Origin of the sequence: Ruoffia halotolerans, assembly GCF_014049385.1 — a bacterium.
In the GTDB taxonomy this organism is placed as follows: Bacteria; Bacillota; Bacilli; order Lactobacillales; family Aerococcaceae; genus Ruoffia; species Ruoffia halotolerans.
The window spans coordinates 1-18,230 of sequence record NZ_JACAOA010000034.1; the positions used below are offsets into that span (position 1 = coordinate 1).

General features: G+C 38.1%; 8 protein-coding genes and 1 pseudogene. All 9 read left to right on the forward strand.

Annotated features, from left to right (window positions below; translation table 11 throughout):
- Positions 1–341: 341 nt before the first annotated feature.
- Positions 342–857: pseudogene (locus tag HW423_RS09650) on the forward strand (RluA family pseudouridine synthase); the annotation flags it as partial.
- A 640-nt stretch (positions 858–1,497) separates the two neighbouring features.
- A complete protein-coding gene (locus tag HW423_RS09655; RefSeq protein ID WP_218931703.1) occupies positions 1,498–11,196 on the forward strand; it encodes a Cna B-type domain-containing protein in 9,699 nt (3,232 codons plus the stop codon).
- A 399-nt stretch (positions 11,197–11,595) separates the two neighbouring features.
- Complete coding sequence (locus tag HW423_RS09660) at positions 11,596–12,414, forward strand: LCP family protein (protein ID WP_218931704.1); 819 nt, start codon at positions 11,596–11,598, stop codon at positions 12,412–12,414.
- A gap of 91 nt (positions 12,415–12,505) precedes the next feature.
- A complete protein-coding gene (locus HW423_RS09665) occupies positions 12,506–14,311 on the forward strand; it encodes a polysaccharide biosynthesis protein (RefSeq protein WP_218931710.1) in 1,806 nt (601 codons plus the stop codon).
- Positions 14,312–14,332: 21 nt separating this feature from the next.
- Complete coding sequence (locus HW423_RS09670; RefSeq protein ID WP_218931705.1) at positions 14,333–15,070, forward strand: YveK family protein; 738 nt, start codon at positions 14,333–14,335, stop codon at positions 15,068–15,070.
- Positions 15,071–15,072: 2 nt separating this feature from the next.
- Positions 15,073–15,807, forward strand: coding sequence for a CpsD/CapB family tyrosine-protein kinase (locus tag HW423_RS09675; protein ID WP_218931706.1), 735 nt, complete (start codon positions 15,073–15,075; stop codon positions 15,805–15,807).
- Complete coding sequence (locus tag HW423_RS09680) at positions 15,804–16,580, forward strand: tyrosine-protein phosphatase (RefSeq protein ID WP_218931707.1); 777 nt, start codon at positions 15,804–15,806, stop codon at positions 16,578–16,580. Before HW423_RS09675 ends, HW423_RS09680 begins: the two co-directional genes overlap by 4 nt.
- Positions 16,581–16,603: 23 nt before the next feature.
- On the forward strand, positions 16,604–17,713 hold the full coding sequence (locus HW423_RS09685; RefSeq protein ID WP_218931708.1) for a DegT/DnrJ/EryC1/StrS family aminotransferase: 1,110 nt from the start codon (positions 16,604–16,606) through the stop codon (positions 17,711–17,713).
- 2 nt (positions 17,714–17,715) lie between these two features.
- A partial coding sequence (locus tag HW423_RS09690) for a sugar transferase (protein WP_218931709.1) occupies positions 17,716–18,230 on the forward strand: 515 nt, incomplete at its 3' end.

An 18,230-nucleotide genomic window follows, 5' to 3' on the forward strand; every position in this document is an offset into this window, starting at 1 on the left:
TTATTTTATATAATATAACACATAAAAAATTATAAAACTACTCTACTTTTACCATGTCTTTAATACTTAAATGAAATGGGAAAGCGTTTAGATAAATTATGCACTAAGCTTGTCATGTTAGGAGCCTAGAAGAAAATCAGTCTATAAATATATATCAAAAATATCTCCACTCATCATTAGCAAATACAATACCATAAACTATATAAGTAAATTAATAATTTCTATCCTCAAACTTTGAAAAAATCGTTTTAAACATGTTGAATTGCAATAATCATTGCGACAAATATGTTTCTTTACTTGATTAACAAGCGTTCGTGTAAAAATACGTCCAAGAAGGCAACCGTCGTAACCGTATCTTCGTCGTGCACCGCCTTGATCGCGACACATCCGGCGTAATGATTTACGCCAAAACCGAAGAAGTTAAAGAAAAATTGCAAGAAAACTGGCACACGATTGTCAAAGAACGCATCTATACTGCGTTGGTTGAAGGCGTTGTTCGCAAACCCCAGGGGAAGATAGAATCTTGGCTAACCGAAAGTAAAACGATGAAAGTCTATTCAAACGACTACGATAACGGTGGCAAGCACGCAATTACCCACTTCAAGAAAAAGCAAAATAGTGCGAACTATTCTTTATTGGAGGTTGAACTTGAAACAGGACGCAAAAACCAAATCCGTGTTCATATGGAAGACATCGGCCACCCAGTTGCCGGCGATAAAAAATACAGCGCACGAACGAATCCGCTGAAACGCCTCGGCTTGCACGCAACTACCATCGCCTTCACTCACCCAAGTACAGGAAAAGTAGTGAGATTCACATCCCAAGCACCAAAAAGCTTCCTAAAGCTATCAAGATAAAGAAAAGTCATCCGACAGGGTGACTTTTTTCGATTTGATCAATAGAAAAGGGCGTCGAGCACCGGCTCGACGAACCGCAAATCGACATGCGGTTCATCGTGTTAGCGCACGACACTTCGCATTTTAAAATACGGTACGTCGTTCACACTCACGACACTCCGCAAACGCAAATACGGTCCATCGAGTCACCTCACGACGCCCCGCAAATTGTTTACAGGCAAGTTAAAAAGCGTTTATTTATATAAGAGAAGTTTCTTTAGTTTCTTAAAAATTTGTATTATAATAATGATACATTATTACTTAAAAGGATCGAGCTGCTAAGTGACAACAAAGCTTTTATTAATAATAAAGAATCCGAACGAGGATTTAGAATTGGCGAAAAATTATATTGAAGGTAAAAATCATGATGATTTTTTAAAAAAATTCCTTGCTATACTTTAATGTATGTCGAGAAAATCAACTCGATAAGACCGATAGTTAGGGAATGATGACGATTTATGTGATAGGTATTTTCAAAGAAAGGAGTAAAATATTCGCGATTAAAATCAAAATTTATCAGTATCATCGGTAGTTTGATTGAATTTGGAAACTTGGTTGGATTTATATGTTAATAATGGTAAGAAAAGGAGAGCAATGATTAATGAATAGAAAAATTAGTATATTAACAGTTGTATTACTTAGTTTAAACGTCTTATTAGATCCAATAGTAGCAATCAGTACAGTTTATGCTCAAGAATCGGCTGTTGAGACTAGTGTGAGCACAGAATCAGTATCCGAAGAGACAATTATTGAGGAAGTGCCAGAATCAATTCCTGAAGAAGTCTACGAAGAACCTACAGTAGAAGAAACATTACCTGAGGAAGTTCCCGCTGAGCCTGAAAGCTCAGGCGAAGTACCTGAAGAGGTACAAGAGGAGCCAGAAGAGGTCGAAACTGAAGAGTCTGAAGAATCAGAGGAATCTGAAGAAGAGGAAAAAGATCCAGTCACTTCAATTAGCTTTGAATCAGCAGTGACTGATAATTTGTACACAGGTAGTGAGTTTGAAGTGCCAGTACGTGTAGTGAACTCTGAAGCAGCACTTGAAGGTGCGCTATTACGCTTTACAGTAGATTCTCAACATATCGCTGGTTATGACAACAATGGGGCGTACTTCCCATATGCTAACCGAGCAGCAAGCTCTGTAAACAATAGTGGAAGTAACTTAATCATTGAATATGACTTAAGTGACTTATCGCAAGAGTATAATGGGGTTACAACTTTATCATTAAACACTTTTGATAACGGTTCAATGAGACATGGGACACAAATTCCAGTAAAAGCTGAAGTTATCCAAAATGGTAACATCATTGCACAAACTGATTATAGAAACTATAACTTTGTGACACGTCAACCTCGTTTAACTACAAGTGTCGCTTACTCAGAAGAAGGCAGTTCAAGTGAGGACGATGACGAAGGTCCCGCCCAACAGACGGAAATCGCCTATAATTTATCATTTGAAAACATTGGAAGTGGGAATGGATCTGGACAATCAACTGTCACAGACATTACAGTTTCTACGACTATCCCTTCATCATTATCATTCGACTCAAGCTTAAATGATGGCTGGTCTTATAATGAAGGAACACGTGTAGCAACTTATTCAGTTACACCAGAAAGTACAATCTATTCAAATGGATTGAACTTACCAACAAACTTAACTTTAACATCTGCAGATACTAGTGAAGAAGTTTCTGAAGCTGTATATGCTGAAGCGGTATTCACATTTGCCAATGGCGATGTTATTACAAAGACTAACCAACCAGAAGTGACAATGTTGGCAGTGTCAGAGGAAGTAAGTCTTTTTGCTGCTATTGATGCGAATTTAACTACAGGTTTTGAGTTATCATATTTAGATAAAGATGGAAACCTAGTATCAATAGAAAATGGTTCTAACATTGAAGTTGACCTAAATGATATGAATGCTGTTTCTATGGTTTATGAAATAACAATACCTAATGACATGGATATAGTAGGCGGAGATACTTACTCAATGCCTTATCCAGCAATAGCCACTATAGGTAATGCTACTGACCAACCGATTATAGTAGGCGGGGTAGAGGTAGCGACATATAGTATCATAGGTGAAGAAGTAGTTATCACTTTTAATGATGCGGTCAGCGGTTTAGATGATGTCTCTTTAAATGTGAATATAAAAACACAATTTAATACTGAGATATTTGAAACAACTGAAGAAGTGGTTGTTGAAGTACCCTATAGTGATGGTACTTCTTACACAGTAATGGTACGTGCTGAGCAACAAGAATATGAAGGGACAGATTTAAAAGAAGCTGGCTTTGGTTATATTCTTGATGGCGAATCAAAAGTTAGCGTTGATCGAAACCCAGAGTTTGTTGATTGGACAGTTCGTGCAAACGACTCTATGGGAAGTTTCGAAAATGCAACGATTATTGATCAATTTGGAGAAGGATTATCTATTGTTGATGGTAGTTTCGTTGTAGAAAGAATTATTCGTAACCATAATAATGAAGAAATTGGTCGCGAATCAGTGACTGATTTTTCAGTGACAACAACGGAGACTGGCTTCGAATTGGGCTTAGGTTCAATCGAAGACGCTTATGATATTACATATTCGACAACAGTTAATCGTCCAGAAGGTGGCGGGACACATACATTTAATAACAATGCGATTATTAATTTAGATGGAGATCAAACCACAGTCAATGATGATTTCACAGGAACATGGTCAGGTGATTTGCCTATAATTACTAAAAACGGAAACCTAGTATCCGGTAAAAGTGATCGAATCGCATGGCAAGTAGAATATAACTACGGCAAAGAGTCTTTAGGATCTGTGACTTTAACAGATAGCTTATCTCACGGCGAGATTGATTTAAATAAAATTGTCGTCTATGAAGTTGATACGGATATAGATGGGAATGTGATCAGTCGTAATGAGATAACAGTATCACCAGTAGTAGGTGAAGATGGGGCTGTTTCTTTCCCAGGGCTAGATGCTGAAGGGAAAGCATACTTAATTGAGTTCCAATCAATTGTGCCGATTGGCTTAAATGATACTGTGACAAATACCATTACTGATGATTTACCTCAACCAAATTCAGATAATGCATCTGTGACAGTTAATACAATTCCAACAGGTGGGAAAGTTGGGGAACAGCTTGTTGATGACCAAGGTAGACCTTATATTAAATGGGTAATTACCATGAATTCTCAAAGAGTAGATATCTCTACAATTAACATCAAGGATGTCTTTAATGGGGAATACTTAACTTTTGATATTAAAGATACAAAGCTATTTGAAGATGGCGTTGAAGTAAGTAACTACAACGTTCAAAATTATACTCATCCTGATGGACGCAGCGGCTTTGATTTAAGTGTAACCGAAGCTGGACCACACGAGTATAAATTTGAATATATTACATATTATACAACCTTAGGTATGCAGCAACCAGAGATAGCAAACGATGCTGAATTAATATTTGATGAAGGTACGGGAATAGGTATCGGAGTTGATATAGGATTCAATCAGGTAGGACCAAAGGCTGGTATCGATAAAAAAGGTAAGTACGTATTAAATGAAACAGGGATCCAAGAAATAGAATGGGTCGTTGCATTTAATAACAGTCGTATTTTATTGGAGAATCCAAAAATTGAAGATGTCTTCACTAGTGAAAACATAAGCTATGTTGATGGGTCTTTAGTAGTGACAGAGAATGGAGAACCGTTTAATGATTATGTGTTTAATAAAACAGATAATGGTTTTAAATTAGATATTAATAAAAATACGAATGCACGTTACGTTCTGACATACCGAACAACAGCCGATGATGATAAGAACCTTATGCAGAGAAATGATGCGACAGTTATCTGGCAAGGTGGGGAAGAGTCCGCTGGTTATGAATTAGGAAAACGTGACCCAGGAGTCAACAAAAAAGGTGAAGTTACCATTAACGAAGACGGTAGCAAAACAGTTAATTGGACAATTGACTTTAACACGAATAGCAATGTTATTCATAACTTCAAATTAACAGATACTAATTTACCGTCAACAGTAACAATTAGTGATATTAAAGTTACGAGTGGAGAAAGTGATGTCACTGGACAATTTACTATTTCAGAACCTAGTGGTGGAGTCTTTACAATCTCAACGGGTCGGTTGAACGCAGCACCATATCAATTAACTTACTCTACGACTTTATCACCTGAAGAGGAGATACAAGAAGTTAAGAACACTGCGGTAGCTGAATATCTAGGTGGAAGTCAAACGGCAGAAGGGACAATACCAAAGCCAGGACTAGGTGTCCAAAAAGATGCGATAAGTATTGATAAATCGACAGATCCAGCGCGTATTAACTGGAAAATCACGGCCAATACTGATGGTAATTTGGTTAACTTACAGAACGCAGTACTAACAGACACAATTCCGGCTGATCAAAGATTAGTGGCAGGAACAATTAATGTTGAACGTGTAGGCGGAGGAAATGTAACCGGGGAGTCTGTTATTGATGACACTCAAAAAAACACCTTCACGGTTGGCTTACCTAATGGGGCTTACCAATACATCGTTACTTTCCAAACGGAAATTCTAGAATATCCATCAGCTAACGAGAAATTAGATAGATATACAAACGAAGTAGAACTTAGCAATACAGGACATGATCCAGTCAAAGATGGTGCATACATTGATTACTTTGCTGATGGGACGAACAATAACAATGGAAAAACTGGAACAGTCAATGATGATACTGAAAACGTTGATTGGAAATTAACAGTTAATCCACTTGGCTTACCAATCAATAATGCTAAGATATCTGATACATTGAGTCAAAATCATACATATGTTGAAAATTCGATTGTCTTGCTTGATGCTTCAGGTAACCCATTAAGTGATTATAAAATTGACGTAGCAGATGATAATCGTAGCTTTACAATTGACTTAGGAAATATTAATGAGTCATACAGTGTGAGATACTCAACAAGATTAAATCCAAATTTAATTGGATTCTATAATATAAGTAATACTGTAAAATTAACAGGTGGTACTGATAGTAAAGTACTTTCTTCTACAACTGAAACCGTGCTAACGCAACAATGGTTCTATGGTGGTGGGGGAAGTGGACGTACATTAGACCTAAACTTTAAAAAGGTAGATGCTGATAACAACGAGCCAATTGAAGGGGTAGCGTTCAAACTTCAAAGATTGAACAATTCAGGCAGTACTGTTCATGTGGCTGATTTTGTAACTAAAGCAGACGGAACACAACAATTACTTGAGCAACGTGCAGGTCGATTCATATTGACTGAGATTTCTACATTGCCAGATTATGTTGCAGGACCACCGCTATACTTTGTGTATAGTTATGGTGAATCTGGTGAAGTAACTATTGACATGGCTGATAGTAGTTGGAACCCAGCAAACTTCCAGCGTGTCGAAGGTGCGTCATTAGTAATCCAAAATGAAAAGCAAAAAACAAGTGTCACGGCTAATAAAGCATGGGAAGGTGCACCGAACAATAAACCAACGGTCTACTTCCAATTGTATCGTCACGTAGGTGAAGGAGAAGCTGAACCTGTACCAGAAGCTGACATTAAAGAATTACCAAGCGGAACGACTTCTGTAACTTGGGGTAACTTAGTTGCTAAAGATACAACAGGAGCTGACTATATCTTTACAGTTCGAGAAGTTGATGCTGATGGTAATGACTTTGTACCAGAAGGCTATACTAAATCTGAAAATGGTTTAACAGTGACAAACACTGCTATTCCAACAGAAATTAGTGTTAGAAAAGCATGGGATGATGCGAATAATCAAGATGACCTCAGACCAGACAGTGTTGAAGTTCAATTAACAGCGAATGGTGACTCATACGGTGAACCGGTTGAGTTAAATGCTGGTAATGATTGGACGCATACATTTGGCGACTTACCAGTTTATGGTAACGGTGAGCAAATAAATTATTCAGTTCAAGAAAATAACCTACCAGAAGGTTATGAACCATCGGTTTCAGTCGATGAAGATGGCGTTTTAGTCTTGACGAATACACATGTTCCAGCTACAACAGAATTAACAGTGAATAAATTATGGGACGATGCTGATAATCAAGATGGACTTCGTCCAACAAGCGTAACGGTTCAACTAATGGCCGACGGTGAAGCATTAGGCGATCCGGTTGAATTAAATGCAGAAAATGCATGGGCACAAACATGGACAAATCTTCCAGTCAATGCCGCAGGAACAGCGATTGAATATACAGTTGAAGAAACAACTATTCCTGAAGGTTACGAAGCAACGCAAGAAGTTGTTGAAGGTGTAATTGTGATAACAAATGCTCATACACCGGCAGTGAAAGATGTACCAGTTAATAAAGTATGGGACGATGCCGATAATCAAGATGGCATCAGACCTAACAGTATTACAGCTAACTTATTAGCAGATGGAACACACATCGATTCTGTTGAATTATCAGAAGCGAATGAGTGGTCACACGTATTCGAAGGACTACCTGTATTCGAGAACGGTGTAGAAATTACATACACGATTACGGAAGATACTGTTACAGATTACTCAACAGAAATTGTTGAGGGTGTGATTACGAATAGCTACACACCCGAAGAAACATCAGTCACTGTTACTAAAGAATGGCAAGATGGTAATAACCAAGACGGTAACCGTCCAGAAAGTATCCAAGTTCAATTAACAGCCGATGGCGTAGCACTTGAAGGTCAAACAGCTGAATTGAATGCAGAGAATAACTGGACAGCAAGCTGGTCAGGCTTACCATTAAATGCAGATGGAACAGCGATTGTTTACTCAGTTGTTGAGTCAAATGTACCAGAAGAATATACAGTAGAAGTAAATGATGCAGATCATGGAAACATTATTCTGACAAACTCTTACACGCCAGAAGTCACAGACTTAAAGGTTAATAAAGTATGGAACGATGAAGAAAACCGCGATGGTTTAAGACCAGAAAGTATCGAAGTACAACTAGTAGCAGATGATCAAAATCAAGGTGAGCCTGTTGTTCTAGACGAAGCAAATAACTGGTCATACACATGGACGGATCTAGCAGTGAACACTGCCGGTGAAGCCATCGCCTACACAGTCGCAGAAGTTAATTTACCTGAAGGGTATACATCAACAATTAGTGATGTTGAAGATAATACAATTACAGTAACAAACTCTCATGACGTGGCTGTCAATGATATTAACGTCCGAAAAGTATGGGATGACGCTAATAACCAAGATGGCAACAGACCAGAAAGTATAGAAGTTCAATTAACAGCCAATGGTGAACTATACGGTGAGCCGGTTGAATTAAATGCAGATAACGATTGGGTATATGCTTGGACGGACTTAAAAGTGAATGAAGCTGGCGCAGCAATTAACTATGCCGTTTCTGAAACGAATGTTCCTGAAGACTATGAAGTTGTTGTTAACGCAGAAGATCCAACGAATGTTGTGATTACGAACAGCTATACACCAAAAGTCACACAAGTTGCAGTTGAGAAAGCTTGGAATGATGCAGACAATCAAGACGGTCAACGTCCAACAAATGTGATTGTTCAACTATTTGCCGATGGTGAAGCTTTAGGCGAACCGGTTGAATTAAATGCAGAAAATGCATGGGCACAAACTTGGACTGAATTACCAGTCAACGTCTCAGGAACAGCCATTGAATATACGGTTGAAGAAACAACTATCCCTGAAGGTTACGAAGCAACGCAAGAAGTTGTTGAGGGTGTGAATGTTATAACGAACACTCATACACCTGCAGTTACAGATATCCCAGTAAGTAAAGTTTGGGACGATGCAGACAATCAAGATGGTTTAAGACCAGAGAGTATCACTGCTAATTTATTAGCGGATGGTGAAGTCGTTGATACAGTTGAATTGAACGACGCAAACGATTGGGCTACAGTATTTGAAAATCTTCCAGTTTACAACAATGGTGAAGAGATCACTTATACGATTACAGAAGACGCAGTCGAAAATTACTCAACAGAAATTGTTGAGAGTGTGATTACGAATAGATACACTCCAGAAGAAACATCTGTAACGGTCACAAAAGACTGGCAAGATGGGAATAACCAAGACGGCAACCGTCCAGACAGTATCCAAGTTCAATTAACAGCTGACGGCGAAGCACTTGAAGGTCAAACAGCTGAATTGAACACTGAGAATAACTGGACTGCAAGCTGGTCAGGTTTACCATTAAAAGCAGATGGAACAGAAATTAAGTATTCAGTTGTTGAGTCAAATGTACCAGAAGAATTTACAGTAGAAGTAAATGACGCAGATCGCGGAAATATTATTCTGACAAACACTTATACACCAGAAGTTACAGACTTAACGGTGAATAAAGTTTGGAATGATGAAAAGAACCGTGATGGTTTAAGATCAGAAACTATCGAAGTACAATTAGTCGCTGATGGTCAAAACCAAGGTGAGCCTATTGTTCTAGACGAAGCAAATAACTGGTCATACACTTGGACAGATCTAGCAGTGAACACTGCCGGTGAAGCCATCGCCTACACAGTCGCAGAGTTAAATGTTCCTGAAGGGTATACGTCAACAATTAGTGATGTTGAAGATAATACAATTACAGTAACAAACACTCACGATGTGGCAGTCAATGAAATTAACGTTAGAAAAGTTTGGAATGATGCTAATAACCAAGATGGTCTACGTCCAACAAATGTAACGGTTCAATTAATAGCCGACGGCGAAGCTTTAGGAGATCCAATTGAATTAAATGGAGAAAACGCATGGGCATACTCATGGACGAATCTTCCGGTCAATGCATCAGGAACAGCCATTGAATATACGGTTGAAGAAACAACAGTTACTGAAGGTTACGAAGCAACGCAAGAAGTTGTTGAAGGTGTGAATGTCATTACAAACACACATACACCTGCAGTTACAGATATCCCAGTAAGTAAAGTTTGGGACGATGCAGACAATCAAGATGGTTTAAGACCAGAGAGTATCACTGCTAACTTATTAGCGGATGGAACACCAATCGATGCTGTTGAATTATCAGAAGCGAATGAGTGGTCACACGTATTCGAAGGACTACCTGTATTCGAGAACGGTGAAGAAATTACATACACGATTACGGAAGATACTGTTACAGATTACTCAACTGACATTGTCGATGGTGTGATTACGAATAGTTATACACCAGAAGAAACTTCTGTAACGGTCACAAAAGATTGGCAAGATGGGAATAACCAAGACGGCAACCGTCCAGACAGTATCCAAGTTCAATTAACAGCTGACGGCGAAGCACTTGAAGGTCAAACCGCTGAATTGAACGCTGAGAATAACTGGACAGCAAGCTGGTCAGGTTTACCATTAAATATTGATGGTAAAGCCATCGAGTATTCAGTCGTTGAGATAAATACACCAGAAGGCTATGAAGTCACTGTCAATAATGACAATCATGGAAATATCATTCTGACAAACACGTATTCACCAGAAGTCAGAGACTTAACAGTGAATAAAGTTTGGAATGATGAAGAGAACCGTGATGGCATCAGACCTGACAGTATCGAAGTGCAATTAGTTGCCAATGGTCAAAACCAAGGTGAGACAGTTGTCTTAGATGAAGCAAACAACTGGTCATACACTTGGACGAATCTAGCAGTCAATGCAACTGGCGAAGCTATTACTTACACAGTTACTGAAGTGAGTGTTCCAGAGGGCTACGAAACAACTACTGAATTAGTAGATGGCGTAGTAGTAATCACGAATACGCACAAACCATCAGATCCAACACCAGACCCATCAGTTTCAGTCAACTTACAAGCTCTTAAAGAACTTGAAGGTAGAGAACTTAAAGCAAATGAATTTAAGTTCGTAGTGATTCAAAACGGTAATGTGATTGGAACAGCTAATAATGCGGCAGATGGCAGTGTTCAATTCAGTTCGATAAGATTCACAGAAGCGGGTACTTACGAGTACACAATCCGTGAATTACAAGGTAATGATGACGAAGTCACTTATGACAATACTGAGTACAAAGTTGCAGTTGAAGTAATAAGTGAAGGCGATGAATTAATCGCAAATATCACTTATCGAACAGCTAATGGAGATATTCCAGTCTTTGTTAACACAGTTGATCCGGATGAACCAGGAACTCCAGAAGATCCTAAAAAACCAGGAACACCAGGAGACCCAGGAACACCTTCAGATTCAGGTGATTCAGATTTACCAGCAACGGGTGAAGAATCATTTATGTGGTTCGGAGTTGTCACATTATTAATCGGCGTAGGCTTCTTATTTTCAGTACAATCACGACCTAAGAAAAAGAAATAACCACTTGAAGAAGTGAAATAGAGCTTTTAACATAACGCTGACAGATTATTCTGTCGGCGTTTTGTATTTGTAAGATTCATATCAAATGTAAATTTTATGTAAATTTGAGAGAGAATGCGTGAGTTGACTAAATTTGTAGTATCATAGGATGAGCAATAGGAAAATATTAGTCAAAAAGGCCATAGAAAATGAATGATACTATTGTTATATTATAAAATAGGGATATATTAATCGTTTTCAACGAGATATAAACTATTTTCCCCTTTAAATACCATAGATTTATGCGTATAATTAAGGTAAAATTAAACAATCTATACAAAAATAATATCAAAACTAGAAAATATTAAAAATTAACTTAATATCGAAGGATTGATAATCTATACAAGAGGAGCAAAAAGGATGAAATTTACCCGTAATGTTTTACTTATATTATTAATGGTTACCTCAATATTAAGTCCCAACCCATTTGTATCTGCTCAGGAAGAGTCATCAGAATCTTCTGAGCATTTTTCGATGTTATTTATGGGAGTAGACACTGGAGACTTAGGAAGAGTGGATCAAGGTCGTTCAGATACAATGATGGTTATGGATATTAATAAGGAAGAAGAAACTGGAATTCTTGCAAGTATCCCACGAGATGCCTATGTTGAGATCGAAGGTTATGGATTAGATAAAATTAACCATGCATATGCCTTTGGTGGAGTAGAATTAAGCCTAAGCACAGTAAACAACTTCTTAGATACTAATATTGAAAACTATGTCGTAGTTAACATGGCTGGATTGAAGGAAATTGTAGATGCAGTTGGAACGATTGAAGTCACACCACCGACATCTTTTTCGATAGGAGGCTATGATTTCGTAGCTGGAGTCACAACCGAATTAGATAGCGATATGGCATTAGCTTATGCACGTGAGCGTTATACATCTGGTGGTGATTACGCAAGACAAGAACGCCAACGTGAAATCGTACAAGCAGTGATGCAAAAAGCAACGGAACTGGAATCAATACCAAACTATATTAAGATGTTCTCTGCCTTATCAGATAATATTGAAACAAACTTAAGCTTGCCACAATTATTCGATTTATACAAAACTTACAATTCCAATATCGAAATCGAAACTTATCAATTAACGGGAACAGGTGAGATGATTGATGGTATTTACTATGACATCATTGATGAAAACTCATTAGCTGCTTTAAAAGAACAACTACATTAATAAAAGATAATAAATGAATTAAAATAGTAAAGTTGGTGACCGATTGGAAAAACAAAATTCAACCACTGTATTTGTTAAGTGGATTGAGAAAATGAACAATATTCAAAAAACAATAGTCTGGTTACTCGCAGATTTCATTTGTCTTTGTATTGGATCAGCGAGCGCCTATATCTTTTACTGGAATATGATTAGCCCAAGATTAAAAGGGTACTTTCTTTTCACAATTGTAGCTTTTGTTATCTATATAATTGTCAGTCGTGTGTTTAAATTGAATATGCGGATTAATCGCTATAGTGGCATACGAGATTTATTCTCTCTATTCATGGCATTCGTACTGAGTGGATCTTTAAGTGGTTTAATCACCATCTTTTTCGATTTTATGATTGCTTTACGCTTCATGGTACTTGCAGGGATTGTAGCTGGGATTATCGGCATTGGTTTACGTGTTCTTTGGCAGAATATCTACCTATTGAAAGATCAAAGTCGGCGTACCCAAACGGAAGATATTAAGCAAATTATTGTGATTGGCGCAGGTGACGGTGGATCACTCTTCGTAGAGAATCACATACGGAATCCACAAGATACACAAGTAGTGGCGATTCTAGATGAAAACCCCAAAAAACAAGGTAAAAGTATCTCGGGTATAAAAGTTGCGGGTGATCTATCACAATTGGAAGCTATTGAGAAAGACTACGACATTGATCGAGCAATTATTGCCATACCAAGTTTAACGCCCGAAGATTATGAACGAATCATTACTGAACTCAACAAATATGATATTAAACCCTATAAGATGCCTAAAGTTGAAGATGTCATTACGGGAGTTTATCAAAGGAATCATGGCCCTAAAAAAGTAGATATTGGTGACCTCTTAGGAAGAAAAGAAATCCAATTGGATGAAAGTCATTTAAGAAAAGAAATTGAAGGCAAGACCATTGCGATCACCGGAGCTGGTGGATCCATCGGATCAGAGATCACTCGACAAATCAGTCGCTTTAATCCAAAGCGTGTCCTACTCATTGGACATGGTGAGAACTCAATCTACTTAATCTATCAAGAACTACAACAACTCGATACGATGACGGAGTTCGTTCCAGTGATTGCGGATGTGCAAGATTATGAGCGTATCTATGAATTATTCAAAGAAGAAGAAGTGGATATTGTCTATCATGCAGCAGCGCATAAACATGTACCGCTCATGGAATGGAACCCAGAAGAAGCCTTAAAGAATAATATACTAGGGTCTTACAATGTAGCTAAAGCCGTCGACCAAGCTAAAGTCGGTAAGATGGTGATGATCTCAACGGACAAAGCCGTTCGCCCACCGAATGTGATGGGCGCATCAAAGCGTGTTGCTGAACTCATCGTCACAGGAATGAATAAACAAAGTGACTCGATCTTTTGTGCAGTTCGGTTCGGGAATGTGTTAGGAAGTCGAGGAAGTGTCATCCCACTCTTTGAGAAACAAATTGCAGCCGGCGGACCCGTCACGGTGACCGACTTTAGAATGACCCGTTACTTTATGACGATACCAGAAGCAAGTCGTCTGGTTGTATTCGCGGGAGCACACGCAGACGGCGGTGAAGTATTCATCTTGAATATGGGAGAGCCAGTGAAGATAGTAGACTTAGCGCGCAAGTTAATTCTACTTAGCGGCCATACGGAATCAGAGATTCCAATTGTTGAAGCTGGGATCAGACCGGGTGAGAAATTATATGAAGAGTTATTAACATCCGGCGAACTGGTCGAAGAACAAATTGACGAGAATATCTTTATCGGTAAAGTCGTGGACAAACCACTCAGCGAAACCGTTGAGTTTGTTGAAAGTCTAAATGACTTACATCCAAGAAAGTTAAAACAGGCGATTATTGACTTCGCCAATCATAGTGCTGAATAATAAGAAGTTAGTGGAGGATATATGGAACAAGAAATTAGTTTATTAGATTTGTGGAATCTTTTTCGTAAGTACTTTGTAAGAATTGCTGGGATGACGATAATCGGTGCAGCATTAGCGGTGGCCTTTATGTTATTGTTCGTTGACCGGAAATATGAATCAGAGGCGCAATTATTAGTGAATCAAAGTAGTGGACAAGAGACAGCTATGCAATATAGCGAGTTGCAATCGAATGTCTACTTAATTAATACGTATACGGATATTATTCAAGGAGATGCCGTGTTAACTGCTGTAAATGAAAGCTTAGGTAATCATTTTACAATTGGGGAGCTGAGAGGTGCCATTAGTGTCACTCAATCTCAGAACTCACAAGCCTTCTATATATCTGCGACAATGGAGTCTCCAGTCGATGCTCAAAACATAGTGAATAGTATAATAACAGAATTCGAGAATACTTTAATGGAGCTTTATGGTGATGATGTAACTGGTATTTATGTAATGTCGTCAGCATCCTATAACCCTAATGCGGTGTCACCAAGCATCATTATCTATGCCTTAATTGGCGGCATGTTAGGCTTCATAATTATGGCAGGTATTGTCTTGATCAAAGAATTAATGGATACGCGCGTGAAGTCAGTTGATGATCTTACTAATATGGGGTTGATTCGCTTAGGAGAGATCAATGAATTGACCAATACACAAGTCAAGAAGAACCGTTATAGAATTGAATCGGATAATACACCGTTAAGAAGGAGAGTATAGAGATGTTTGGATTTGGAAACAAGCAAAAAAAAGCTGAAAAAGAACAGCGTTTAGGAGCACCTTTAATTACGTATTATGAACCGAAGTCAATCATTTCGGAACAATACCGTACCTTACGTACAAACCTTGAGTTCGCGCAAGTGGGCAATCCAGTCAAGTCGATTGCGATTACATCAAGTATGCCGATGGAAGGAAAATCAACAACTTCTGCCAACTTAGCTTATACCATGGCACAAACTGGGCGTAACGTATTGGTTGTAGATAGCGATCTACGCAAGCCCACTGTTCACCGGACGTTTAAGTTGAATAATGAACAAGGGTTAACAACCTTATTAGCGAATCCAGAATTAAAGTTTAATCAAGTAGTTCAAAAGTCTAAGGAATTAGGTTTATATTTCTTGCCTTCAGGACCTATGCCACCCAATCCTGCTGAATTGATTGGGTCACCTCAAATGGCAAGATTAATGCAAGAATTGTCTGATAACTTTGATATGGTTATCTATGATACACCGCCTGTTAATTCAGTGACGGATGCGCAAATTATTGCGAGTAGAGTCGACGGTGTGATCTTAGTGGCTCGTCAAAACTTCGCACGTAAAGAATTAGTTAGAGAAGCCAAGCAAGCCTTAGAAAATGTTAAAGCAAATATATTAGGCTTTGTTATTAATAATGTGCCTTTTGAAGAAGGAAAAGGGTATGGTTATTACGCCTATGGTTTAGAGGATGATGACGCATGATCATCGACTTACATTCTCATCTGATACCTGGTGTGGATGATGGGGCTCAAACCATCGAACAATCCATTGAACTAGCCAGGCAAGCGATTGATGAAGGGGTTGAATATATGGTTCTTACCCCTCATCATCGTAACGGAAAGTATATTAATTATAAGGCAGATGTACTCGAAGCAGTGAATACTCTACAAGAGTCATACAATCAAGCTAATGTGAATCTAAAAGTCTATGCATCCCAGGAAATTCGTTTAACCGAAAAGTTCCTGGATGATTTGTATAATGGGGAATTATTATCGCTAGATGCCGCTGGAAAGTATTATTTGATTGAGTTTCCTTCTGATAGAGTACCCTCCAATGCTAAGCAAGTCTTACAAGAATTAATCGATGACGGTATTACACCTGTGATTGCGCATCCTGAAAGGAACCATGAATTATCAAGCAATCTACATCTTCTGTATGAACTAGTCCAGATGGGGTGTTTATCGCAAATTACAACATCAAGTTATTCAGGTTACTATGGTGAGACACTCGTCTCTAACAGTCAACAAATGATTCAACATAATCTTGCTCACATATTAGCTTCAGATGTTCATCATATGAAGCACCGACCAATGAATGTACAGTCGGCATTTGAGCGGTTAGGTCAAGAATATGGGCAAGAAACTGTCCAATACTTTAAAGACAACGCACGTGATATCTTTAATGGAGATCGATTGAATATAAAGAAACCAATTCAACCAAAGAAACCACGTAAGAAGTGGTTTGGGTTATTTTAAAAGAATATAAGGAGGATACCTTAATGAATAGAATTTTTCTAGCCTCACCTCACATGAGTCAACAAGGTTATGAACAAGAATATGTACAAGAAGCATTTGATACGAATTGGATTGCACCACTAGGTAAAAACGTGAATTCATTTGAAGACGAGTTAGCGCATATGGTAGGCATTCAACATGCGGCAGCTTTATCTTCTGGTACTGCAGCCATTCACTTAGCGTTAAAAGCAGTAGGTGTCGAAAAAGACGATATTGTATTCGTTCAATCATTAACCTTCTCAGCGACAGTCAACCCAATTATTTACCAACATGCAAAACCTGTATTCATAGATTCAGCCCCAGGTGACTGGAACATGGATCCTGAAAAGTTACGGGAAGCGTTTAAGAAATACAAACCTAAAGCTGTGATTGTAGTTCACCTTTACGGATTATCAGCACGTATTGATGAGATTAAAGCAATTTGTGAAGAACATAATGTTCCCTTAATTGAAGATGCTGCTGAAAGTCTAGGAACTATATACAAAGATCAATGGACAGGGACATATGGCGATTATGGAATCTATTCATTCAATGGTAATAAGATTATCACAACCTCAGGTGGTGGGATGTTAGTATCTGATAACAAAGAAGGTATTGATAAGGCACGTTTTTGGGCTACGCAAGCACGCGAACAAGCAGTTCATTACCAACATGAAGATATTGGATATAATTATCGTCTAAGTAATGTATTAGCTGGTATTGGACGAGGACAATTAAAGGTTCTAGAAGATCGTGTTGAGAAGAAACGTGAAATCTTCAACCGTTATGTCGAAGGATTTAAGGATATTGAAGAGATTACGTTCATAAAAGAACGAGACAATGAGCGAGCTAACTATTGGTTGAGCGCAATTATACTAGAATCAGATAAGGTTACGCCAGTAATTATTATGGACGCATTAAGTAAAGAAAACATAGAATCACGTCCGATCTGGAAACCTATGCATATGCAGCCAGTATTTGAACAATACGATGCGATTGGTGGAGAAGTATCTGAAGCATACTTCGAGAAAGGCTTATGTCTTCCGAGTGATACTAAGATGACTGATGAAGAACAAGATAAAGTGATTGAAATTATCAAAGCATTATGGAGTTAAGTATGAAAAAGATAGATTTATTTTTAAAAAAATCACTAGATTTAGTAGGTAGCTTTTTCGCGATAGTCATCTTGTCCCCATTGCTTTTAGTAATAGCTATTTTAATTAAGATTGATTCTAATGGTCCCGTTTTTTTTAGACAAGATAGACTTGGTAAAGATGGAACAACGTTTAAAATTATTAAGTTTAGAACCATGGTTAATAATGCTGAAAAAATTGGTGACGGACTAAGTATAAAAAGTGAGTCTGATTCAAGAATAACAAAAATTGGTAGTTTTTTAAGGAATACTAGTTTAGATGAACTTCCGCAATTATTTAATGTAATCAAAGGAGATATGAGTATAGTGGGACCTCGACCACCTGTAACTTATCATCCATATAAAGGTTATGAAAATTACCCTGAATGGGCTAAAACAAGATTTAAGATGTTACCTGGAGTGACAGGATTAGCACAGATAACGGTTAGAAATTCCGTGAGTTGGGAAAAAAGAATAGAGTGGGATGTAAAATATATAAA